The organism is Limimaricola cinnabarinus (assembly GCF_047631075.1).
GTDB classification, from domain to species: Bacteria; Pseudomonadota; Alphaproteobacteria; order Rhodobacterales; family Rhodobacteraceae; genus Limimaricola; species Limimaricola cinnabarinus.
Genome location: NZ_JBLHYX010000012.1, coordinates 82716 through 103983, shown reverse-complemented (window position 1 = coordinate 103983; position 21268 = coordinate 82716). Strand labels below are relative to the sequence as shown.

At 67.4% G+C, this 21268-nt stretch carries 23 protein-coding genes and 1 tRNA gene; 10 read left to right on the top strand and 14 right to left on the bottom strand.

The window, feature by feature from the left end; genetic code table 11:
• The first annotated feature begins 117 nt into the window (after positions 1–117).
• From ACJASC_RS11510 to ACJASC_RS11500, 3 genes are all read left to right on the top strand, one after another.
• Positions 118–501, top strand: a complete 384-nt coding sequence (locus tag ACJASC_RS11510; protein WP_415146142.1) for a hypothetical protein — start codon at positions 118–120, stop codon at positions 499–501.
• A gap of 133 nt (positions 502–634) precedes the next feature.
• Positions 635–1024: a hypothetical protein gene (locus ACJASC_RS11505; RefSeq protein ID WP_415146140.1), complete on the top strand. Its 390-nt coding sequence runs from the start codon at positions 635–637 to the stop codon at positions 1022–1024.
• Entirely contained in the window at positions 1021–1488 is a 468-nt protein-coding gene (locus ACJASC_RS11500) for a hypothetical protein (protein ID WP_415146138.1), read from the top strand. Before ACJASC_RS11505 ends, ACJASC_RS11500 begins: the two co-directional genes overlap by 4 nt.
• A 351-nt stretch (positions 1489–1839) precedes the next feature.
• Here the strand turns inward: ACJASC_RS11500 and ACJASC_RS11495 are convergent, their stop codons facing one another.
• Together ACJASC_RS11495 and ACJASC_RS11490 are read right to left on the bottom strand one after the other, a co-directional pair.
• The gene (locus ACJASC_RS11495; RefSeq protein ID WP_415146136.1) at positions 1840–2046 is read right to left on the bottom strand and encodes a helix-turn-helix transcriptional regulator; all 207 of its coding nucleotides are present in this window, start codon (positions 2044–2046) and stop codon (positions 1840–1842) included.
• A gap of 277 nt (positions 2047–2323) precedes the next feature.
• A tRNA-Met gene (locus ACJASC_RS11490) sits at positions 2324–2400 on the bottom strand.
• 160 nt (positions 2401–2560) lie between these two features.
• Between ACJASC_RS11490 and ACJASC_RS11485 the strand changes: the two genes are divergently transcribed.
• The gene (locus ACJASC_RS11485) at positions 2561–3595 is read left to right on the top strand and encodes a GTPase (RefSeq protein ID WP_415146134.1); all 1035 of its coding nucleotides are present in this window, start codon (positions 2561–2563) and stop codon (positions 3593–3595) included.
• The gene (locus ACJASC_RS11480; RefSeq protein ID WP_415146132.1) at positions 3592–5226 is read left to right on the top strand and encodes a GTPase family protein; all 1635 of its coding nucleotides are present in this window, start codon (positions 3592–3594) and stop codon (positions 5224–5226) included. Before ACJASC_RS11485 ends, ACJASC_RS11480 begins: the two co-directional genes overlap by 4 nt.
• Here ACJASC_RS11480 and ACJASC_RS11475 read toward each other — a convergent pair.
• From ACJASC_RS11475 to ACJASC_RS11425, 11 genes are all read right to left on the bottom strand, one after another.
• Positions 5214–7580, bottom strand: coding sequence for an aldehyde dehydrogenase family protein (locus tag ACJASC_RS11475; protein WP_415146130.1), 2367 nt, complete (start codon positions 7578–7580; stop codon positions 5214–5216). The two genes, ACJASC_RS11480 and ACJASC_RS11475, sit on opposite strands and share 13 nt — an antisense overlap.
• A 13-nt stretch (positions 7581–7593) precedes the next feature.
• Positions 7594–8586, bottom strand: coding sequence for a deoxyribose-phosphate aldolase (gene deoC, locus ACJASC_RS11470; protein ID WP_415146128.1), 993 nt, complete (start codon positions 8584–8586; stop codon positions 7594–7596).
• A 90-nt stretch (positions 8587–8676) separates the two neighbouring features.
• Positions 8677–8931, bottom strand: a complete 255-nt coding sequence (locus ACJASC_RS11465) for a DUF1289 domain-containing protein (protein ID WP_045319618.1) — start codon at positions 8929–8931, stop codon at positions 8677–8679.
• The gene (hemP, locus tag ACJASC_RS11460) at positions 8932–9093 is read right to left on the bottom strand and encodes a hemin uptake protein HemP (protein ID WP_081698471.1); all 162 of its coding nucleotides are present in this window, start codon (positions 9091–9093) and stop codon (positions 8932–8934) included. It abuts the gene before it with no gap.
• Positions 9094–9270: 177 nt separating this feature from the next.
• Entirely contained in the window at positions 9271–10233 is a 963-nt protein-coding gene (locus ACJASC_RS11455) for an aldose epimerase family protein (protein WP_415146126.1), read from the bottom strand.
• Positions 10230–11093 (bottom strand): SMP-30/gluconolactonase/LRE family protein, encoded by an 864-nt coding sequence (locus ACJASC_RS11450; protein WP_415146124.1) that lies wholly within the window; start codon positions 11091–11093, stop codon positions 10230–10232. Before ACJASC_RS11450 ends, ACJASC_RS11455 begins: the two co-directional genes overlap by 4 nt.
• The gene (locus tag ACJASC_RS11445) at positions 11090–11695 is read right to left on the bottom strand and encodes a 2-dehydro-3-deoxy-6-phosphogalactonate aldolase (RefSeq protein WP_415146122.1); all 606 of its coding nucleotides are present in this window, start codon (positions 11693–11695) and stop codon (positions 11090–11092) included. Before ACJASC_RS11445 ends, ACJASC_RS11450 begins: the two co-directional genes overlap by 4 nt.
• Positions 11692–12582, bottom strand: a complete 891-nt coding sequence (locus tag ACJASC_RS11440; protein WP_415146120.1) for a 2-dehydro-3-deoxygalactonokinase — start codon at positions 12580–12582, stop codon at positions 11692–11694. Before ACJASC_RS11440 ends, ACJASC_RS11445 begins: the two co-directional genes overlap by 4 nt.
• Positions 12579–13352 (bottom strand): SDR family NAD(P)-dependent oxidoreductase, encoded by a 774-nt coding sequence (locus tag ACJASC_RS11435; RefSeq protein ID WP_415146118.1) that lies wholly within the window; start codon positions 13350–13352, stop codon positions 12579–12581. The genes ACJASC_RS11440 and ACJASC_RS11435 overlap by 4 nt, the downstream gene beginning before the upstream one ends.
• 105 nt (positions 13353–13457) lie before the next feature.
• A complete protein-coding gene (locus ACJASC_RS11430; protein WP_021692654.1) occupies positions 13458–13817 on the bottom strand; it encodes a DsrE family protein in 360 nt (119 codons plus the stop codon).
• Positions 13818–13897: 80 nt separating this feature from the next.
• Positions 13898–15277 (bottom strand): aminotransferase family protein, encoded by a 1380-nt coding sequence (locus ACJASC_RS11425; protein WP_415146115.1) that lies wholly within the window; start codon positions 15275–15277, stop codon positions 13898–13900.
• A gap of 156 nt (positions 15278–15433) precedes the next feature.
• Between ACJASC_RS11425 and ACJASC_RS11420 the strand changes: the two genes are divergently transcribed.
• From ACJASC_RS11420 to preA, 3 genes are read left to right on the top strand one after another with little or no spacing between them, the layout of a single operon-like run.
• On the top strand, positions 15434–16762 hold the full coding sequence (locus tag ACJASC_RS11420) for an NAD(P)-dependent oxidoreductase (RefSeq protein WP_415146113.1): 1329 nt from the start codon (positions 15434–15436) through the stop codon (positions 16760–16762).
• A gap of 4 nt (positions 16763–16766) precedes the next feature.
• On the top strand, positions 16767–17153 hold the full coding sequence (locus tag ACJASC_RS11415) for a VOC family protein (RefSeq protein ID WP_021692649.1): 387 nt from the start codon (positions 16767–16769) through the stop codon (positions 17151–17153).
• A 4-nt stretch (positions 17154–17157) separates the two neighbouring features.
• Entirely contained in the window at positions 17158–18462 is a 1305-nt protein-coding gene (preA, locus tag ACJASC_RS11410; protein ID WP_415146111.1) for an NAD-dependent dihydropyrimidine dehydrogenase subunit PreA, read from the top strand.
• Positions 18463–18542: 80 nt separating this feature from the next.
• On the opposite strand, the gene ACJASC_RS11405 is transcribed toward preA, so the two are convergent.
• Complete coding sequence (locus tag ACJASC_RS11405) at positions 18543–19166, bottom strand: TetR family transcriptional regulator C-terminal domain-containing protein (RefSeq protein ID WP_415146109.1); 624 nt, start codon at positions 19164–19166, stop codon at positions 18543–18545.
• Positions 19167–19353: 187 nt separating this feature from the next.
• Here ACJASC_RS11405 and ACJASC_RS11400 point away from each other — a divergent pair, with 187 nt between their 5' ends.
• Positions 19354–20604 carry a Zn-dependent hydrolase gene (locus tag ACJASC_RS11400; protein WP_415146107.1) on the top strand — a complete coding sequence of 417 codons (1251 nt, stop codon included), beginning with the start codon at positions 19354–19356 and terminating at the stop codon, positions 20602–20604.
• Positions 20605–20696: 92 nt separating this feature from the next.
• The gene (locus tag ACJASC_RS11395) at positions 20697–21179 is read left to right on the top strand and encodes a hypothetical protein (protein ID WP_415146105.1); all 483 of its coding nucleotides are present in this window, start codon (positions 20697–20699) and stop codon (positions 21177–21179) included.
• The last annotated feature ends 89 nt before the right edge of the window (positions 21180–21268 follow it).

Here is a 21268-nt window from a genome sequence, read left to right as displayed (position 1 = left end):
ACTCGTGGCATTCGTCCATCTGCTGGTGCCCTTCGGCACCTCCAATCGCCCAGCTCCTCTCCAAGGAAGAAGCTTGGCGATTGGAGGCGTGCCGTGAAAGATCAATCAAACTCTGCGATGAACGACTGGGACACCCGCGTGCCGCGGAATGGCCAACGAGACCGAGCTCAGGGCGAAGGAAACCCACGTCTCGCGCTAACCGTCATCCAATGCATCGCCGCGCGGAGGCTGGAGTTCTACTGCGGCAATGTCTTCCTAACGACCATCGCGCCTTCGGAGCCGGGCAGTGCGGATGAAGTGGCAGAGATCTACACGACGGTGCTGATCGACTTGCTCGAGGTCCTCGAACAGGGGTCAAACCATCAACGCATCCAGATCCTCGAGGGAATGAAAAGACGGCTGGATTTCTCGTCGGCGCCTACAAGTCTTGGCCTTCTGGCAGTCGGCGGCTCACTCGTTGGGAAGCGCAGCAATGCGAGATCCATGACCCCTAAGGAGTGAGCGGCGCAGCACCTCTCTGGTCCCGGCTCCTCGTTGCGAGAGCCGTGGACAGAGAGCAGCAGCGCAGGAGATGAGAAAGGTCGATCGAACTTGACCCGGCCGAGTGCCGGACCCTCCGAACACAGGAGATGACATGTTCGACCTCTATCCCGATTTTACCTCGGCGTTCGATGCACTGCGCGTCTATGTCGAGGTGCAGCACGATGGGCTGCTGCACGCCGCCGAACTGCTCGGCGGACGTGATGGGCTACGCTTGGCCCAATCCGTTATCGAAGGTGTTGCACGGCCACACCTGCCGACCGATCGGACCCTCAAGGCCTGTGGCGAGATGCTCGATCTGCTGACGCTCGAGCACGTTCACGACCCGTCTCGGATCGAGGCGGAGCGCTTTGCGGCTCTCGACCCCGCCTGGCCCGTGGTCGAGGACATCTGTCTGCTGGCCGATGGCTTCAAAAACGTCCTCCATGACTACCTCGACGAAGCCGCCCAGCAGCCGATGCGACCGTCGCAGGTGGCGGCATGAGGGCGCACATCCGGGATCTGCCTCGGTTCTCCGATCTCGTGGACGGGGTAGAGATGACCGAAGAGGTTGTCGCAAAGCTGGCGACCGTGGCGATCATGCAAGCGCACCATGTGGCAAGTGCTATCCGCGAGGTCGTCGTTCCGCTTCTCCCGCCGGTAAAGAGGACCTTCGCCGAAGGTATCGCTCGACGTATCGAGCGCGGGCCGATCTTCGAGGAAAGCCTCTTGCGCGACATCGAGACATTCGAAAGCATTCTGGCCCAGCAGATCGCAGCGGGGACCCATAGCTTCTGGCACGGCGACGAAAACCATGTTCGCGGCGGCTACGTGTCTGTCTATCGCGAGGACGACGCCTGCGAGCTTGCGGAGGTCGTAGCCGAACTGGCGCTGCTCGCTGACATGATCTTGGCAACGCTTTCCGCCGCTCATGCAGTGCGGCAAGCCGGGGCGCTGATCGACAGCTGAGAAATGACGGCATCCAGTATTGGGTGCCGTCCACTTGAGGGGCGTGAGCCCCACCCGAGGCAGGATCACCACGGGTTGGCGTGTCGGACTCTCTTCTCTGCTCCGATCGGCACGCCTCTTGACCAAAGCATGAACCGCTCAAACTCGGCCTATCGTCGAAACGGCGGCATCACTGCTCATGTAGAACCGAGCCGGATCATAGCTACGGCGCTATGTAACGGAAAATGCTCGCGGCAAATGGTTGCGCCGGAGAGTCAAAATCCCATGGTTTCAGAGACTGGCAGCTATGTCTGGGTCTGGCAAAGGAGGTGCAGTCTCCCGCACCTACCTTGCAACGATCGTGGGTAGATTTCAGTTGCCTGGGCGATCCTCGGACAGGCGCTCAATGACGGCTTGGACCTCGGTCAGCTTCCAGCGAGAAGAGCCGCCAAGCTTCAGCGGCTTCGGGAACGCCTTGTTCTGGATGTCGCGGTAGATGCTGGCACGTGACCGCTGAAGCATTTGCACGAGGGTCGAGATGCCAACCAGGGTTTCGGGCATGGGCGATGTCGTCTGCATGATGACCTCCTTGTATCTATGCGACGGGGAGATCGGTCCAACTCTGGGCGATGCAAAAGAACTCAGGACAGCTTAGAGAAAATTTCTTTCCATGGGTTCGCCGACCGCTGCGAGCGGTTGCCGTGGCCACCCTGCCATCGGACCATCTTGCGTATGGAATCGGGCGACGTTCAGCAGTCGATCAATCTCGCCACCCCGGCGCCACCCCGGAAAGGTTTCCGCAGAACGTGTATCACCCCTATATAGGAGGAAGTCGCCGAAAACATTGGGGAAAGGATGGTAGCGGAGGAGGGACTTGAACCCCCGACACGCGGATTATGATTCCGCTGCTCTAACCAACTGAGCTACTCCGCCTGAAGCGAGGCCGGAAGTATGACAGCATGGCGGGGGCGTCAAGTCGAAAACCGCGGAAAATATCCAGGTCGCGAACCGGGCGGGGCGGCGGTGAGTTGTTCAGGCAAGGCGGCCGTGCTTGAGTGCCGTCTCCCGTTCCCGCCAAAGGCCCATCCGCTCCATGTCCGACCCTCTGACCGACACAGACCCGACCGCGCGACCGCTTCCGGTGGTCTGGCTCTTGGGCAAGACGGGCGCCGGGAAATCCTCGCTGGTCCGGGCGCTGACCGGGGTTGACGAGATCGAGCTTGGGTCTGGCTTCGCACCCTGCACGCGCAACGCGGATGTGTTCGATTTTCCCCAAGACCGGCCCTTGATGCAGTTTCTCGACACGCGGGGCTTGGGCGAGGCGGGCTATGACGCCGCCGAGGATCTGGCGCAGTGCGAGGCGCGCAGCCATGCGATTCTCGCCCTCGCAAGACTCGACGATCCGGCGCAGTCGGATCTCGAGGCGGCGCTGCGCGAGGTGCGGCGCCGCAAGCCGAATATCCGGATCATCGTGCTGCACACGGCGGCAGACGAGGTGCCAGACGAACAGACCCGGTTCCGGGCCCGCGCCGCCATGCAGGCCCGGCTCGAGGCAGCGGCGGGTGGTCAGCTTCCGGGGCTGGAGATATCGCTCGGGCCGAAGGAGACGCGAGGTCTCGAGGCGCTGTGCGACCTGCTGGGCGAAACCATGCCCGATGTCGCGCTGCTCCTAGGGCAAGCTTCGGCGGATGAGCAGGGCGACGGTTTCGCGGCGGTGCGCTCGGAGGTGCTGCGTTTTGCCGGGGCGGCAGCGGCGACGGATCTCGCGCCGCTCCTCGGCGTCGTTACGGTACCGGGGCTGCAAGCGGCGATGCTGCAGTCGCTGGCGCGCCATCACAAGGTCGATTGGAGCGGCGCGCGGGCCGCCGAGTTCGCCGCCGCCCTCGGGCTCGGCGCGGCGCTGCGGTTCGGCGCGAGCTATGCGCTGCGGCAGGCGTTCAAGCTGGTGCCGGTCGCGGGGCAGACGCTGGGAGCCGCGGCCGCCGGGGCGGCGAGTTTCGCCGCCACCTATGCCCTGGGCCGCGCCGCGCATCGCTGGCTCGCCGGGGCGGCGGCGGGGACGCCGGTGCCCGAAGCCGAGCTGCGTGCGATCTACCGCGAGGCGCTGGGCCGGGCGGGACGGCGGTGAAACGCCGCCCGCTTGCCCGGATGCGCGGCGCGCTGCTGCGCTGGGACCGACTGCTGATCGCGGTGTCACTGGCGCTGCCGTTCCTCGTGCCGTTCCTGCTGGGCTTTTTGTGGCTGACCGAACACGAATGGCTGCTGCCCTATCTCGGCGTGTCCATCGCCATCGCGGCGCTGGCCTTCGGGATGCGCTGGTTTGCGCGGCGCCGCCCCGGCGGGGGCGAGGCGCCCTCGATGCTCATGGGCGAGATGAAGGTCGAATCCGACCCGGTCTGGTCCGACACCGAGCGCGCGACCTTCCGCGCCGCCCGCGACCGGATCGAACGCGAGACCACCGAGCCTGTGGCCTGGACCGAATTGCCGGATCTCGCGCTTTCGGTGATCGACGATATCGCCAAAGGCATGGGGCAGGCGGACCGCAAGGCGCTCGACTTCACGCTCCCCGAGGCGCTCCTTTTGACCGAACGCGCCGCGTCGCGCTACCGCGATCACCTGCGCCGCCACGTGCCGTTCTCGGACCGGATCTCGCTGCATACGATCCACTGGATCTGGAAGCATCGCGGGAGGGCGCAGCTGGCGATGGACGCGGCCTTTGCCGGGCACCGGGTGCTGCGTTTCGCGCTCAACCCCGCCAAGGGGGTGCTGCGAGAGGTCGAATGGCTGATGGCAGGCGGCAACTCCTCCTATCTCGGGACGCAGATGATGGGGGTGCTGCAGGCGGTGCTGCTCGAGGAGGTGGCCCATGCCGCCGTGGAACTCTACTCGGGGCGGCTCAGGTTCTCGGATGCGGAGCTGTTGCAGTTCCAGCTCGACGAAACCCGGGCCGACAAGGCCCGTCTCGCGCAGCCCGACGCACCGCTGCGCGTGCTGGTGCTGGGACAGGTCAGCGCCGGGAAATCGACGCTGATCAACGCGCTCTTGGGCGAGGAGCGCACCGAGACCGACATGGCGGCCACCACCGAGGGCGTTCTGGCCTATGAGGCGGCGATCGACGGGACGGATTGCGTGCTGCTCGACACCCAAGGCCTCGATGGCACCGAGGCTCGGCAGCGGATGCTTCTCGACGAAATGACGCAGAGCGACATGGTGCTATGGGTGCTGCGCGCCAACCGCCCCGGGCGCGCGGCGGACGTGGCATTGTACGCGGCCTTCGAGGCGTGGTTCGCCGAGCATTCCGACAGGCGGCGGCCACCGGTGCTACCGGTGGCGACGGCGGTGGACCGGTTGGCCCCGGATTGGCCCTATCCCGAACATCAGATGCCGCGCGAGGTGCGGGACCGGGTGAGCGAGGCGATGGATGCCATTGCGAATGACATGAAGGGCCTGCGCCCGCGTCCCGTCAGCGCCGGAGAGCCCGAATGGAACCTCGACGCGGTGCGTAGCGCATTGTCAGGCGCGGTAAGCGAAGGGCTGTTGGTGCAACGCAACCGCCTGCGCCTCACCGCCACGCGCCATGCGCGCTCGGGTGATGCGCAGATCGTGCGGTCGGGGCGCGGGCTGTGGCAGGGGGCAAAACTGGTCGGTGGCAAGCTTCTGGGCCGGTGGAGCGGCAGCGAAAACGCCCGGCCTGAGGCCGGGCGTGGAGAAGAGGCGAAACCGGTGCCTCCCGAGACATCGGGCGATCACTCGCCGTAGGGCACCCAGATGTTCTTGATCTGCGTGGCGCGGTGCAGGAAGCCGCGGCCCTGACCGTCCTTGGAGAGCCAGTCGCGCGCCGCCCCGTCCTCGACCCAGGATTGCTTGAGATTGCCGGCCGAGGCCTCTTCGATCATCCGGCCGCCATTCTTGGTGCCGAAATACCAGATGCCTGCCACGTCGTCGTGCTCGGCCAGCGTTCTGGCCATCGCGTCGCGCTCGCCCGCGACGATGTTGACGACGCCGCCCGGCAGGTCCGAGGTGTCGAGCACCTGGTAGAGATCGGTCGCTGCCAGCGGATGGCTCTGCGACGGGATCGCGACCACCGCGTTGCCCATGGCGATCGCGGGCAGCACGAGGCTGACGACGCCCAAGAGCGGCTGGGCCGTGGGACAGGCGATGCCGATCACGCCCAAAGGCTCGTGCATGGCGAGCGTGACATGCGCGCTCTTGGTCTGGTGCACCGCGCCGTCGAATTTGTCGGCCTGCGCCGCGTACCAGAAGGTGCGGCGGATCGCGGTGTCGACCTCGGCCTGCGCTGCCGACTTGCCCGCCCCGAAGGAGACGAGACGATCGGCGAACTCGCTCGCCCGCGCCGAAAGGTTCTCGGCCAGGTAATAGAGAACCTGCGCGCGGTTGTGGCCCGTCGCCTTGCCCCAGCCCTTGGCCTTGTGCGCCGCCTCGACCGCGTTGCGGATGTCCTTGCGGTTGCCGAGACCGGCAAGGCCCACGGGCCCACTCGCCCCCTGTACGGGGTAGGAGTAGCCCGAGTCGGGCCGCGCCTGCTTGCCGCCGATGTAGAACTTGGCGGTGCGATCGATCCATGCGCCCGCGCCGGGCAGCGCCTCGCCGGGCTGGCCCACTGGGACAGCGGGCGAGGCCTCGGGCTTGCGCGCCTTGGGCTTGGGATGGGTGAGGTAGGCCATCATGCCCTCGCGCCCGCCCTCGCGGCCAAAGCCGCTCTCGCGGTAGCCGCCAAAGCCCGCGCCCGCGTCGAAGACGTTGGTGCAGTTGATCCAGACCACGCCCGCCTTCACCTGCGCCGCGATGTCGAGGCAGAGGTTCACGTTCTCGGACCAGATCGAGGCGGCAAGGCCGTAGCGGGTGTTGTTGGCCAGCGCCACCGCGTCCTCGGGGGTGCGGAAGGTGGTCACGGTCGCGACCGGGCCGAAGATCTCCTCGGTCGCCAGCGTCGAGGCCGGCTCGACCTTCATCGCGATGGTCGGCGGAAAGAAGCACCCCTCGGGGGCGGTGCCCTGCACCAGCTCGGCGCCTTCGGCCACGCCTTTCTCGACGAGGCCGCGAATGCGCTCGAGCTGCACCGGGTGCACGATCGCGCCCATGTCGGTGTTCTTGTCGAGCGGATCGCCGACGCGCAGCTGGCGCATCCGCTTCTCCAGCAGGTCCTCGAAACGCTTCGCCACGCTTTCGGCGACCAGGACCCGCGCGCCGGCGCAGCAGACCTGACCCGCATTGAACCAGATCGCGTCCGCCACGCCTTCAACCGCCGCGTCCAGATCGGCATCGGCGAAGACCACGAAGGGCGACTTGCCACCCAGCTCCAGCGTCAGCGACTTTCCGGTGCCGGCCGTCTCGCGGCGGATGCGGCGGCCCACCTCGGTCGAGCCGGTGAAGGCAATTTTATCCAGACCATCATGCGCGACGATGGCCGCGCCGGTGCGACCGTCGCCGGTGACGATGTTGAGCACGCCCTTGGGCAGCCCCACCTCGGCCGCGATCTCGGCAAAGGCCAGCGCGGTGAGCGGGGTGTACTCGGCCGGCTTCAGCACCACGGTGTTGCCGGCGGCGAGCGCGGGCGCGACCTTCCAGGCCAGCATCAGAAGCGGAAAGTTCCACGGGATGATCTGGCCGCAGACGCCATGCGGCGCGGTGCCCGGAAGCTCGTCCTCCATGATCTCGGCCCAGCCGGCATGGTGATAGAAGTGGCGCGCCACCAATGGCACGTCGGCGTCGCGGCTCTCGCGGATCGGCTTGCCGTTGTCGAGGCTCTCCAGCACGGCGAGAAAGCGCGCGTGCTGCTGCACGTGGCGCGCGATGGCGTAGAGATACCTGGCCCGCTCGTGGCCCGGCAGCGACGCCCAGCCCGGCTGCCCCGCGCGAGCGGCCTTAACGGCGATGTCGACGTCCTCATCGCTGCCTTGCGTGACCGAGGCCAGCAGCTCGCCCGAGGCGGGGGAGCGGACCTCGAAGGTCTCGCCCGGCGCAGTGAAGGCGCCGTCGATGAAATGGCCGAAGCCCGCTTCGTTCTTCTTGAGCCAATCGCGCACGATGGCGCTGTCCTCGGGGGCGGTGCCGTAATCCATGGTCGCAAGAATGTCCGTGATCGTGTTCATGACGCGCTCTCCCTCAGGCCAGCGAATGACGGTGGGCGGCGGCGTAGCGCCCGGTGACATGGTGCTCCAACTGGCGCTCGATGTCGCCCAGCATCGACGAGGCCCCGAGCCGGAACAGGTCGGGCTGGAGCCAGTCATTGCCCAGCTCTTCCTTCATCAGATACTGCCAGGCGAGCGCATCCTTGGCGGATTTCATGCCGCCCGCGGGCTTGAAGCCGACGCGGTGCCCGGTGGCGTCGCCGTAATCGCGCAGCGCCCGCACCATGGTGAGCGAGACGGGCAGTGTGGCGTTGACGCCTTCCTTGCCGGTCGAGGTCTTGATGAAATCGGCGCCGGCCTGCATCGCGACCATCGAAGCCGAGTAGACGTTGCGCAAGGTCGCGATGTCGCCTGTGGCGAGGATTGCCTTGAGATGCGCGTCGCCGCAGGCCTCGCGCATCGCCGCGACCTCGTCGTAGAGCGCGGGCCAATCGGCCTTGAGGACGTGCTCGCGGGTGATGACGATGTCGATCTCGTGCGCGCCCTGATCGACGGTCCAGCGGATTTCTTCGAGCCGCAGATGCAGCGGCATCAGGCCGGCGGGAAAGCCGGTGGCGACCGAGGCCACGGGAATGCCGGTGCCGCGCAGGGCCTTCACGGCGTGCGGCACCATGGTCGGATAGACGCAGACCGCGCCGGTTGTCAGGCCCATTTCGGCGATGCCGAGCCCGTCCATGATGCGCGGCGCGATCGGCTGACGCGCCTTGGCGCAAAGCCGCTGCACCCGGCCCTCGGTGTCGTCGCCTGCCAGCGTCGTCAGGTCGATGCAACGGATCGCGTTGACGAGCCAGGCGGCCTGGTGGGTCTTCTTGACCGATCGGCGCGTGGTCAGCGAGGCGGCGCGGCGCTCGGCGGCCGAGCGGTTGACGGCATGGCCCTCGAACATCACCGCGTCGAGCGGCGTGCCGAGGTTGCGGGCGTGGTTCGGAAGGCTCTCGGGCTGGTCTGGCAGCGCGGCTGTGGTCATCGGTCGGGCTCCGGCCATGAAGGTGGACCCGGAATGTCTAACAGATAACGGTGATCTGCCTAGGGCGTCGCGACGGCACCTGTCGAAAGGTCAGGCTGCCTTCGGGCGCTCGGGCGGCTCGACGCCCTTCTTGGCGCAACGCTTCGCATAGGCCTCATCCCAGTGGCGATAACGGCCCATCACCGCCTGCTGGGCCATCACCAGCGTCACGAAGGCGCGCCGGGCCTTCGGTTTCTTTGCCTGCTTCGACAGGGCTTTCTGGTCGCGCGTCATCGAACAGCCGATACAGTGATCGTCACGCTTGAACCTGCACACGCCGATGCAGGGGGAGGGTAGCTTGGCCATCTATTTGGTCAGGATCAGCTTGCCCGCACGGGTGATGCGCAGCGTGTAGCTCTGCCCGTCAAGCTCGATGCGGGCGCGGATGCCGTTGCCGGTCAAGGCGCGGGCGTCATGCACGGGCAACTCGGCCTCTTCGGCGCGGATCGGATGGGGCAGGGTGGTCATGGGCGTCATGGCAAACTCCTCGGTCGCGGATGGCGCGGCTTGCCGCAATCGGGCTGGCATGCGTCTTCCGAGAAGCTGATGAAATCTGTCGGGTTTGTCAATCGGGCATGATGGCCTCTGCGCCGAAGGGGCCGTCCCTACACCAGCCGAAGGCGTCGCCCCTACGCCGAAAGCGTCTCAGGTGGTGGCAAACCGCCATTCGGTGACCTGCCGAAAGGTTTCTCCCGGAGCGAGGCGGATCGTCGGAAAGGCCGGGTGATGCGGTGCGTCGGGCCAACGCTGCGCCTCGACGGCGAGGCCTGCGTAGGGTGCCAGCCCGGCATTGTCGGCGTCGCGCCCGTCATAGACCTGCAGCCCCGGCGCGGTGGTCGCGATGCGCAGCGCGATGCCGCCGCCGGTCAACTCCATCACCTCGCGCAGGTCTACATCCTCCTGCGACAGGCAGAAATTGTGGTCGAGCGGCGGATCGCCGGGCGTCAGGGGGCGCGGCGCGCGGAAATCGCGGTTGCTCCCGGCGCTAGGCGCGATCTCGCCAGTGGGCAGCGATTCGTCGTCGATGGGCAGCCAGTGCTCGGCCGCGACGCGCAACAGCTGGCCTTCGGTCGTGGGTGCGCCGGTCAGGTTCCAGTAGCTGTGATTCACCGGGTTCATCAGCGTCGGCTCGTCGGTGGTGGCGGTCAGTTCCAGCCGCAGCGTCGCGGGTGCGTGCAAGGACCAGCGCGCCACGATCCGTCGATTGCCGGGAAAACCGTCGGCCCCGTCGGGCAGGTCGATCGCCAGCGTCGCGGCGTCGGCGGTTTCCTCGACCACCTCCCAGACCTTGAACTGCGTGCCATGCCGCCCCGAATGCAGGAGCGCGCGGTGGTGGTTGGCGGTAAAGCGGTACTCGGCGCCGTCGATGGTGGCGCGGGCGCCGGCGATGCGGTTGGCGACGGGGCCGACGATGGCGCCGAAATACTTCATCGCCCCGTCGTAATCGGCGAGGTCGTCAGAGCCGAGCGTCAGGTTACGATCCACCCCGTCGAGCCGCACCTCGCGCAGGATCGAGCCGCGCGTCAGCAGGTCGACCGAGAGTCCGCCTCCCGAGAGCGCCAGGCGGTGCACGTCGCGGCCTTGCGCGTCGGTGGCAAGGGGGGTCACAGGATCACCTTGTGTTCGGCTTGGCCGGGGGCGTCGGCGCGGGTGCTGAAGGTCCGGCCCGAATCCGGGCCATTCGCGATCTCGGCCTCCGACAGGCCGGCGGTGGCGGAGGTGACGAACATCGTCTTCATGTCTTCGCCGCCAAAGGCCGGGCAGGTGAGCTGCGGCGCGGTGGCGCAGGGGTGATGTGCCACCTCACGGCCACCGCGGTCATAGCCCGCGACGCGGCCCGATCCCCATTGCGCGCTCCAAAGCGTGCCTTGGGCGTCGATCACCGCGCCGTCGGGGTTGTGACCCGACCGCTTGCAATCCACGAAGACCTCGGCCTCGCCCACGGGCCAACCCTCCTTGTCGGTGCGCTGGCGCATGATCATCCCGGTGGGGGTGTCGGAGTAATGGAAGAACCCGCCCTCGGGCGGGAAGCAGATCGCGTTGGGAATGGTCATGCCGGAGCGGATCTGCCGCAGCTCGCCGCGATAATAGCGGTAGAGCGCGCCCGCGCTCACCTCGCCGTCGATGCCCATGGTCGAGATGTAGAACCCGCCATGCGGATCGGCGCGCCCGTCATTGGAGCGGGTGACCGGGTTCTCGCTGTCGAAGTCGCAGACCGGCTCGCTCCGGCCGGTTTCGAGGTCGAAGGTGACCAGCGCCCTGTTGGTGGCGACCAGCAGCGTGTCGCGGTCGACCCAGCCCGCACAGGAGGGCATGTCCTCGAACGCCCAGTGCCGGCCCGGCGTGTGCAGCCGCCGCCCAAGGATGTCGAACCAGTAGAGCTGTTCGCGCTCGGGATGCCAGAGCGCGCCTTCGCCAAGCACGCAGGAGGTGTCGTCGAAGACCTTGAAGGGGGATCGTTCGCTCATACGACCGCCTCATCATAGGCCGCGACGATCTCGCGGGCGCGGGTGGAAACCTCCTCGATCGTGAGGCCCGGGGTATAGAGCGCGGTGCCGAGCCCGAAGCCGTCCGCTCCCGCCCCGATCCAGTCGCCGAAATTCGACGCGCCCGCGCCACCCACGGCGTAGATCGGGACCTCTTTGGGGTAGACCGCGCGCATTGCCTTGAGGCCGTCCGGGCCGATCAGGCTCGCCGGGAACAGCTTGAGCCCCGTGGCCCCAGCGGCAAGCGCCGCGAAGCCCTCGGTCGGGGTCATCACGCCGGGCCAGCTTTCCATGCCCGCCGCGCAGGTGGCGCGGATCACCTCTGCATCGGCATTGGGCGACACGACCAGCGCGCCCCCGGCCGCCTTGAGCTGCGCGACCTGATCGGTGGTCAGCACGGTTCCCGCGCCAATGGTCGCGCGGCCTTTGCAGGCTTCGGCCATGGCGCGGATGCTCTCGAACGGGCGCGGCGAATTGAGCGGTACCTCGATCACGGTGATGCCCGTGGCGATCAACGCCTCGGCCACGGCGACGGCGTCCTCGGGCATGATGCCGCGCAAAATGGCGATGAGCGGTCGGGTCATGCGGTGGTCCTTTGCTTCCATGCGGCAATGAGACCCGCCAGCGTCACGGCGGTGCCGTTGGCCTGCGTGGCCGGCGCGCCCTGCGCGCCCAGCGCGCGTACATAGAGCGAGCCGAGCCCGCCCGCGCCGATCACGCCGATCTGCTGGCCGAGCCAGTAGGGTTTTGCGGCAGACAGCTCGGCGCCGATCAAGAGCCCGGAGAGCCGCGACCGCGCCGCGGCCCCCGCCGCGCCGTGCAGGATGTCCGAGGCGCGGATCGTGAACAACGCCGACGCCATCCGCTCGGGGCGCGACAGCGTCTCGGCGACGCCCGCGTCGAAGGCGGCCTCGTCCCAGCCCTCGGCCGGGATCGAATGGCGCAGCACCGTATGGGTCGAGAGTGCGGCGAACAACTCTCCGGTCATGAAACTGCGAAAGCTCACCACCTCACCGGCGCTGACATGCGCCCATTTCGAATGGCTGCCGGGCAGGCAGAGCACCCCGTCCCAGCCGGGGTTGAGCGCGAGAAAGCCCGCGATCTGCGTCTCCTCACCGCGCATCACGTCGGCGGGGTCGGGCTGCGACAGACCGGGGATGATCGACACGTCGAGATCGCCCGGCGCGCGCGTCAGCGCAGGCGAGAGCGGCGGGCAGGGAACGCGCGCATAGTCGGCCTCGGTCCAGCCCTGCCGCGCGCCGACCATGCCGCAGGCGATCATCGGCACCGAACCGTGGTCGAGCCAGTCGCCGCACATCGCGCGCAGGGCAGGCTCGAAGCCTTCGGGGCCGAGCTTGCCCATGCCGCTGTCGGAGCCGCGCTCTTCGATCACCGTGCCGTCGGCGGCCATCGCCCAGCCGCGCAGATGCGTCGTGCCCCAGTCTAGGGCAATCCAGTCTGGGCGGCTCATCCCGTCACGCTCACGCCCGCGTCGATCACCAGCATCTGGCTGGTTATCATCCGCGCGGCGTTCGAGGTCAGGAACAGCACGCCGCCCACGAGATCCTCGGGGTGCATCAGTTCGGGCAGGCACTGGCTCTGACGGTGCTTCTCCACGCCCTCGGGCGTCGCCCAGAGGGTCTTTTGCCGTTCGGTCATCACCCAGCCGGGCGCCACGGCGTTGACGCGGATGCCGCGCCCGCCCCATTCACGCGCGAGGCTGCGGGTCATCCCCATGATCGCGGCGTTGGAGGCGACATAGGCCGACAGGCGCGGTACTCCCATGAGGTAACTGCCCGAGGACATGTTGACGATCGCACCGCCGCCCGCCGCCTCCATCATCGGCGCGACCTTCTGGGCGGCGAAAAAATAGGGCTTGAGATTGACCGCGAGGCAGGCGTCCCATTCGGCCTCTGTCAGCGCCTGCGCGTCGTGGCGGGTGTCGTCGGCGGCGTTCGAGACCAGCACCGTGACAGGGCCATGCGTGGTGGCCGTTGTGTCGATCGCGGCCATCAACGCAGGTGTGTCGGTCACGTCGCCTTGCAAGAAGAGCGGGCGGTTGCCGGTGCGGGCCTCCATCTCCTCGACCGTGGCGCTCGCATCGGCGCGGTCATAGAAGGCCACTCGCGCGCCTTGCCGCAAGAACCCCTCGACCAGCGCGGCGCCGATGCCGCTGGCACCGCCCGTCACGAAGACCGACGCTTCCTCGAGGTCGGGATGAATCGCGTCTGCGACCGTCATCTGGTTCACTCACTGCTGTTTCGCGGTGACGGCAGACTGTCACCCGATCCGCGCCCTTTACAAGAGGTGGGGCCATATTTTGGACAGCGGTTTCACATGTTGGGATCAGTAGCAGAGCACCGTGTCGGCGGCCTGCGCGAGGTCGATCAGCGCGTCGGGCATGGCGAACTCGGCCGCATGGCCTTCGAGCAGCGTCTCGTCATAGCCGCGCGCCTTGGCCGAGAGGCCCGAGACGCGAAACCGGACGCCCATCTCCGAAAGCGCGGTGAGATGCTCCGACAGACGGCCCGTGCCCTCGCCCTCGATCCCGGCATGGGCGGGGGCGAGCAGGTGCACCCCGTCGCCCGCGAGAAACACGGTCACGTCGTGCCCCTTGCGGGCGGCGGCAAGGGCGACGAGGCAGCCCAGCGTCGCCTTGTTGGCATCGGCGGGGCCGGTGTGGATATGGACAAGAAAGCGAGGCATGGCGGGTCTCCCGGTTGGCCCGCCGATCAAGGTGGCGGGGGTTCAGGAAACCGCCGCTACCCCTGTCGGTCAAGCGCGACCTAGCCCGCGGCCCGGCCCAGCGCGCCATCCACCGCACCAAGGATCTCGTCGATCTCGGCCTTCCCGGCGATCAGCGCGGGCGCGAACAAGAGCACGTTGTTGAAGCCCGGCACCGAGCGGTTTGTGGCGCCGATGATCACGCCCTGCTTGAGGCAATCGGCCACGACCGCCTGCACCAGCTTTTCGGACGCCGGCTCGCGCGTGTCACGATCCGCCACCAACTCGGCCCCGGCGAAGAGCCCCATGCCGCGCACGTCGCCGATCAGCGCGTGCTTTTCCATCAGCGCCGACAGCCCGTCATGCAGGTAGGCCCCCATGCGGGTCGAGTTTTCGAGCAGGTTCTCCTCCTCGAGGATCGCGAGGTTCTCCAGCGCCGCGACGGGGCCGGAGGTGCAGCCGCCGAAGGTCGAGATGTCGCGGAAATGCGCCATCGGATCCGAGGCGTCCTTGAACCTCTCGAACACGGCCTCGGTGGTGACGCAGCACGAGATCGCGGCGTAGCCCGAGGCCACGCCCTTGGCCATGGTAACGATGTCGGGCTGCACCCCGAACTGCTGGTAGCCGAACCACGTGCCGGTGCGCCCCATGCCGCAGACCACCTCGTCGATATGCAGCAGGATGTCGTATCTGCGGCAGATCTCCTGCACCTTCTCCCAATAGCCCTTGGGCGGCACGATGATGCCGCCGCCCGCCGTGATCGGCTCGAGGCACAGCGCGCCCACCGTGTCGGGGCCCTCGCGCAGGATCACCTCCTCGATCGCCTCCGCGGCCCGGACCCCGTATTCCTCGCCCGCGAGCCCGTCCTGCGCGCGGTATTCGAGGCAATGCGGCACCATTACGAATTCAGGAACAAACGGGCCGTATTGCGCGTTACGCTCCAATTGCCCGCCTGCCGAGAGGCAGGCGATGGTGGTGCCGTGGTAATCGCGCTCGCGGTAGAGGATCTTCGATTTGCGACCGCCGTGGTGCTTGTGGCTGATCTGGCGCACCATCTTGAAGGCCTTCTCGTTGGCCTCCGAGCCGGAATTGGCGAAGTAGACGCGGGAAAGCCCCAGCATCTTTCCGATCAGCGCCTCGGCGAAACGTGCGCCGGGCACCGAGCCCTGCGCGCCCGCGAAGTAGCACATCTTCACCAACTGCTCGCGCACCGCGTCGGCTATGCGCGTCCGCCCGTAGCCGACATTGACAGTCCACACGCCGCCCGAAACAGCGTCGAGATGCTCCTTGCCGGTGATGTCCCACACCCGCATGCCGCGCCCCTCGACGATGATGCGCGGATCGGTGGTCTCCAGCGCACGGTGCTGGATCATGTGGTGCCAGACATGGGCCCGGTCGGCCTCGATGACGCGGGCGGGGTCGTTGTGCATCAGGTCTTCCATGGCGGGCCTCGCTGGGGGATGTCGCCCCCACTCTGCGCGGCGCCTGCCGACGGTCAAGGAAAACCGGATTCGCAGATCGCACAAAATTTACCGTTTGATAAAAAATGAAACCGTGTCAGGCTCGGGGAAACGGAATGCCGCCACGGGGGACGCCACATGCCTGCCCAGCCACAGACCGGACCGGTCGCCGGTCGCTTGCCTGCCGATACGCTGGCACGGAACTTCGCGGACCTGCACCCGCCGCTGAGCGCGCACGAGGCGCGGGTGGCCGCGGATCGCTGCTATTTCTGCCATGATGCGCCCTGCGTCACCGCCTGTCCCACCGAGATCGACATCCCGCTCTTCATCCGCGAGATTCAGGCCGGGCGCCCGGAAACCGCGGCGCGCGAGATCTTCGAGGCGAACATTCTGGGTGGCATGTGCGCCCGGGTCTGCCCGACCGAGGTGCTCTGCGAGGGCGCCTGCGTCCGCGAGGCCGCCGAGGGCAAGCCGGTGCAGATCGGGCTGTTGCAACGCCACGCCACGGACAGCCTGATGGCGCGGCAGGGCCATCCCTTCACCCGCGCAGCCCGCACCGGCAAGCGCGTGGCGGTGGTGGGGGCGGGCCCCGCGGGGCTGTCCTGCGCGCACCGGCTGGCGCGGCACGGGCATGACGTGGTGATTTTCGAGGGCGCGCCGAAACCCGGCGGGCTCAATGAATACGGCATCGCCGCCTACAAGTCGGTCGATGAGTTCGCGGCGCGCGAGGCGGCATGGATCATGGAGATCGGCGGCATCGAACTGCGCCACGGCCAATGGCTCGGAGGCGAGATCACGCTGGAGACGCTTCGGGACGAATATGACGCGGTGTTCCTTGGTATCGGCCTGTCGGGCGTCAACGCGCTGGGCCTCGATGGCCCTGAGGTCGAGGGGATGCACGACGCCGTCACCTTCATCTCGGCGCTGCGCCAGTGCGAGGATCTCTCGACGCTGCCGATCGGCCGCGACGTGGTGGTGATCGGTGGCGGCATGACGGCGATCGACTGCGCGGTGCAGGCCAAGGGGCTGGGGGCCGAGACCGTGACGCTGGTCTATCGCCGCGCGCGGGAGCGCATGGGCGCGAGCCGGTTCGAGCAGGATCTCGCCGCGCAGCGCGGCGTCCGGCTGATCTTCGAAGCTGCGCCCGTGGCGGTCGAGGGCGAGGGACGTCTGAGCGGCGTAGTGTTCGAGCGGATGGGCGAGGGATCCGAGGGGCTGGCGCCCACCGGCGACCGTTTCACCCTGCCGGCGGATCAGATGTTCCGTGCCGTTGGTCAACGCCTCGGCGACGCGAGCGGGTTGAAAACCGTACGTGGAAAAGTTGTGACGCAGGGTAGTGGACGCACCGATATGGACAAGGTCTGGGCCGGTGGAGACTGTGGGGTGGGGGGCGACGACCTGACCGTTACGGCTGTGGCGCAGGGTCGGGATGCCGCCGAAGACATTCACGGCACACTGACGGATTAATAAAATGGCATTTACGGGCATTTTCATTCTGCCGCTTCCGGTCGACGATCAGGACCGCGCGCTGGCCTTCTACCGCGACAGGATCGGCATGGAGGTCGCGCTCGACGCCGATCTCGACGACGACTGGCGCATGATCATGATGAAGCTGCCCGACACCCAGACCAAGATCCAGTTCGCGCGCCGCCAGGAGGTCCGCTACTCCGAGGAAGTGCCGGCGCTCTACCTGGAATGCGCCGATGTCGATGCCGAGACCGAGCGTTTGAAGGGCGAGGGGGTGCGCTTTCTGATGAACCCCACCGAGCTTCCCTGGAGCGATACCGAGCGCTTCGCGATGTTCCTCGACAGCGAGGGCAACACCGTCGTGATACACGCCACACCACCGGAAGGATGATGAGATGGCCGACCTGACCACCCGGTTCCTGGGCATCGAGAGCCCCAACCCGTTCTGGCTCGCCTCGGCGCCGCCTACGGACAAGGAATACAACGTCCGCCGTGCCTTCGAGGCCGGTTGGGGCGGGGTGGTCTGGAAGACCCTCGGGGCCGAGGGGCCGCCGGTGGTCAACGTCAACGGCCCGCGCTACGGCGCCATCTACGGCGCCGATCGGCGGCTTCTGGGCCTCAACAACATCGAGCTGATCACCGACCGCGACCTCGAGACCAATCTCGAGGAGATGGCGCGGGTCAAGGCCGACTATCCCGACCGGGCCCTGATCGCCTCGATCATGGTGCCCTGCGAAGAGGCGGCGTGGAAGGCGATTCTGCCACGGGTCGAGGAAACGAACGCGGACGGCATCGAGCTCAACTTCGGCTGTCCGCATGGCATGAGCGAACGCGGCATGGGCGCGGCGGTCGGGCAGGTCCCCGAATACATCGAGATGGTCGCGCGCTGGTGCAAGCAGTATTACGACCGGCCCGTCATCGTGAAGCTGACGCCGAACATCACCGATGTGCGCAAGCCCGCCGAGGCGGCGCGGCGCGGTGGGGCCGACGCGGTGAGCCTGATCAACACGATCAACTCGATCACCAGCGTCAATCTCGACAGTTTCAGCCCCGAGCCCTCGATCGACGGCAAGGGCAGCCATGGCGGCTATTGCGGCCCGGCGGTCAAGCCGATCGCGCTGTCGATGGTCTCCGAGATCGCGCGGCACGAGGCGACGCGCGGGATGCCAATCTCGGGCATCGGCGGTGTCACCACATGGCGCGACGCGGCCGAGTTCATGGTGCTGGGCGCGGGCAACGTGCAGGTTTGCACCGCCGCCATGACCTATGGTTTTCGGATCGTCGAGGAGATGTGCGCGGGGCTGTCGGACTGGATGGACGAGAAGGGCTACCGCTCGACCGCCGATTTCGTCGGAAAGGCCGTGCCCAACGTCACCGATTGGAAGAACCTCAACCTCAACTACGTCGCCAAGGCGAAGATCGATCAGGATCTCTGCATCAAGTGTGGCCGCTGCTATGCCGCCTGCGAGGACACCAGCCATCAGGCGATCGCGATGACGCCGGACCGAATGTTCGAGGTGATCGACGCGGAATGCGTGGCCTGCAACCTGTGCGTCGATGTCTGCCCGGTGGAGAACTGCATCGACATGGTGCAGATGTCGGCGGGCAGCGTCGATCCACGCACCGGCCGGGTCGTCTCGCCCGATCACGCCGATTGGACCACCCACCCCAACAACCCGATGGCACAGGCGGCCGAGTAGGGCCGTCGCTGTCCATCATGCGCGGCATGGGGCATCCCGCCGGGGCGCGGGCAAGGCGCCTGCGAGAACGGGGCAACGGATCAGGGCGCCGCGCGCAGCGGTTCCAGTACCGCGTCGATGACCCGCTCGAGCCAGGCTTCGGCGGCGGGATAGGGATCGGCGCCGCCCATGATGGTGCGCACCTGCACGTCGAAATCGGCATAATGCTGCGTCAGCGCCCAGACCGAGAAAATCAGGTGATGGGGATCGACCGGCCCGATCCGGCCTGTTTCCGACCACGCTGCGATCACCGCGGCCTTCTCGTCGACCAATGATTTCAGCTCACCCTCTATCACGGGACGCGCGCGCGGCGCGCCTTGCAGGATCTCGTTGGCGAAGAGCCGGCTTTCGCGTGGGTGATGGCGGCTCATGTCGAGCTTGCGCCGCATGTACCGCAGGATCTCCTCGCGCGGCTCGCCCTCCGGGTCCATTTCGCGCAGGGGTGCCAGCCACAGATCCATCAGATCTTCGAGGATTGCGAGGTGCAGCGCCTCCTTGGAGCGGAAATAGTAGAGCAGGTTGGGTTTGGACAGGCCGGCCGTCTGCGCGATCCGGTCGAGCGTCGCGCCGCGAAACCCGCGGGAGGCGAAGACCTCCAAGGCCGCTTCGAGAATGGTGGCCCTGTTGCGGGCCTGAATGCGCGTGCGCGGGGGGGTGTCGGTCATGTATGGTCCTGTGGAACGGGCAACCCGACCCGGCGCCGCCCCGTTTCGCAGCGTTTCGTAATCGATGCGAGGCGAAGGGCACGCGATCCTTGACTGGTTTCGGGACTTTGATAGCGTGAATTTTACCGGGTGGTCAAATCGAAGTCGCAGGCCCCCCTGAGACCCGCAGCGCGTCAAGGAGACCCACATGTCCGCACCCGGTGAGAACCTCAGGATCGACGGCGCGCGGCTTTGGGACAGCCTGATGGAAATGGCCCGGATCGGCCCCGGCGTGGCGGGCGGCAACAACCGTCAGGCCCTCACCGATGCCGATGCCGAAGGGCGCAAGTTGTTCGCAGAGTGGTGCGCGGCCTCGGGGATGTCGATGGGCGTCGACGCCATGGGGTCGATGTTTGCGCGGCGCGAGGGGAGGGAGCCCGACGCGCTGCCGGTCTATGTGGGCTCGCATCTCGACACCCAACCCACGGGCGGCAAGTACGATGGCGTGCTCGGCGTGCTCGGTGGTCTGGAGATCATCCGTACGCTCGACGACATGGCCATCGAAACCCGCCGTCCGATCGTCGTGGTGAACTGGACCAACGAGGAGGGTACGCGTTTCGCCCCCGCGATGCTGGCCTCTGGCGTCCATGCCGGGCAACACGATCTCGACTGGGCCTATGCGCGCGAGGACGCGGAGGGAAAGCGTTTTGGCGACGAGCTTGAGCGGATCGGCTGGAAGGGCGATGAGGAGGTCGGCGCACGGCGGATGCATGCGCTGTTCGAGCTGCATATCGAGCAGGGGCCGATCCTCGAAGCCGAGAGCAAGGAGATCGGCGTCGTCACTCATGGGCAGGGGCTGTGGTGGCTGGAGATCCGACTCACCGGCAGGGAGAGCCATACAGGCTCCACGCCGATGCACATGCGCGTCAATGCCGGGCTCGGCATGGCGCGGATCACCGAGGCCGTGCACCGCATCGCCATGGAGCACCAGCCCGACGCGGTGGGGGCCGTGGGACAGGCCAATGTCTGGCCCAACTCGCGCAACGTGATCCCCGGCCGCGCGGTGTTCACCGTCGACATCCGCTCGCCTGAACAGGCCAAGCTCGACGCGATGCGCGCGGCGGTCGAGGCCGAGGCCGAGCGGATCGCTCGGGAACTGGGTCTTGGGATCGAGATCGAGCCGGTGGGCCATTTCGATCCCGTCACCTTCGATCCGGAGTGCGTCGCCATGGTGCGCGCCGCCGCCGAGCGGCTGGGCCATGCGCATCGCGACATCGTCTCTGGCGCGGGGCACGACGCCTGCTGGGTCGCAGGCGTCGCGCCCACGGCGATGGTGATGTGTCCCTGCAAGGACGGGCTGAGCCACAACGAGGCCGAGGACATCACGCAGGACTGGGCCACCAAGGGCACCGATGTGCTTTTGCACGCGGTGATCGAGGCGGCGGAAGTGGTATCGTGAAGCCATCCCGGCGCATAGGGGGCTTGACCTGCCCCCCATCCAGCCTCTCTGGATCGGGAAGCCGAATTTTCCAGGAGAGACCGATGCCGAGAATGTCCAGACTGTTGCCCGCGCTGGCGCTGCTGCCGCTGCTTGCCGCCTGCGAGGAGGTCGGTACCATGGCCGTCGAGCAACCCGCGCCGGTCTTCCCCGCGCCTGCGCCTGCACCCGTGCCTGCCCCGGCCCCCACGCCGGCGGCGCAGCCTTCTGCGCGCCTTTCGACGCCGGCCCCGGTTGCGACCGCTCCAATTTCCAACTCCGCGCCGTCCGTCACCGAGGCCGCTGTCGCACCGCGACCGGCAGCCGGCGCCGTGGTCGCCTCATCGCCGCAGGAAAACGTCTCGGCACCGCCGGTGGTGCTGGGGGCCCTGTTGCCCGGAACCCCTCCCTCGGCCGTGTTCCAGAACGGCGACGGCTGCTACCTGTTCTCGATCGAACGCACCGAGCCGCTGAGCGGCTACCCGGTGCGCGACTCCAGCGGCACGCCGCTGTGCGAAAACGACGACGGCACGGTGGGACCGCGCCCGTCGAGCTGATCCGGGCAACGGGGGCGATGTCGGCCGGTTTCGCGCCGCCGCCCCCTTCGGCCCGCCACCTCCTTCGAGCCGGGGCGCGTCATCGCGCC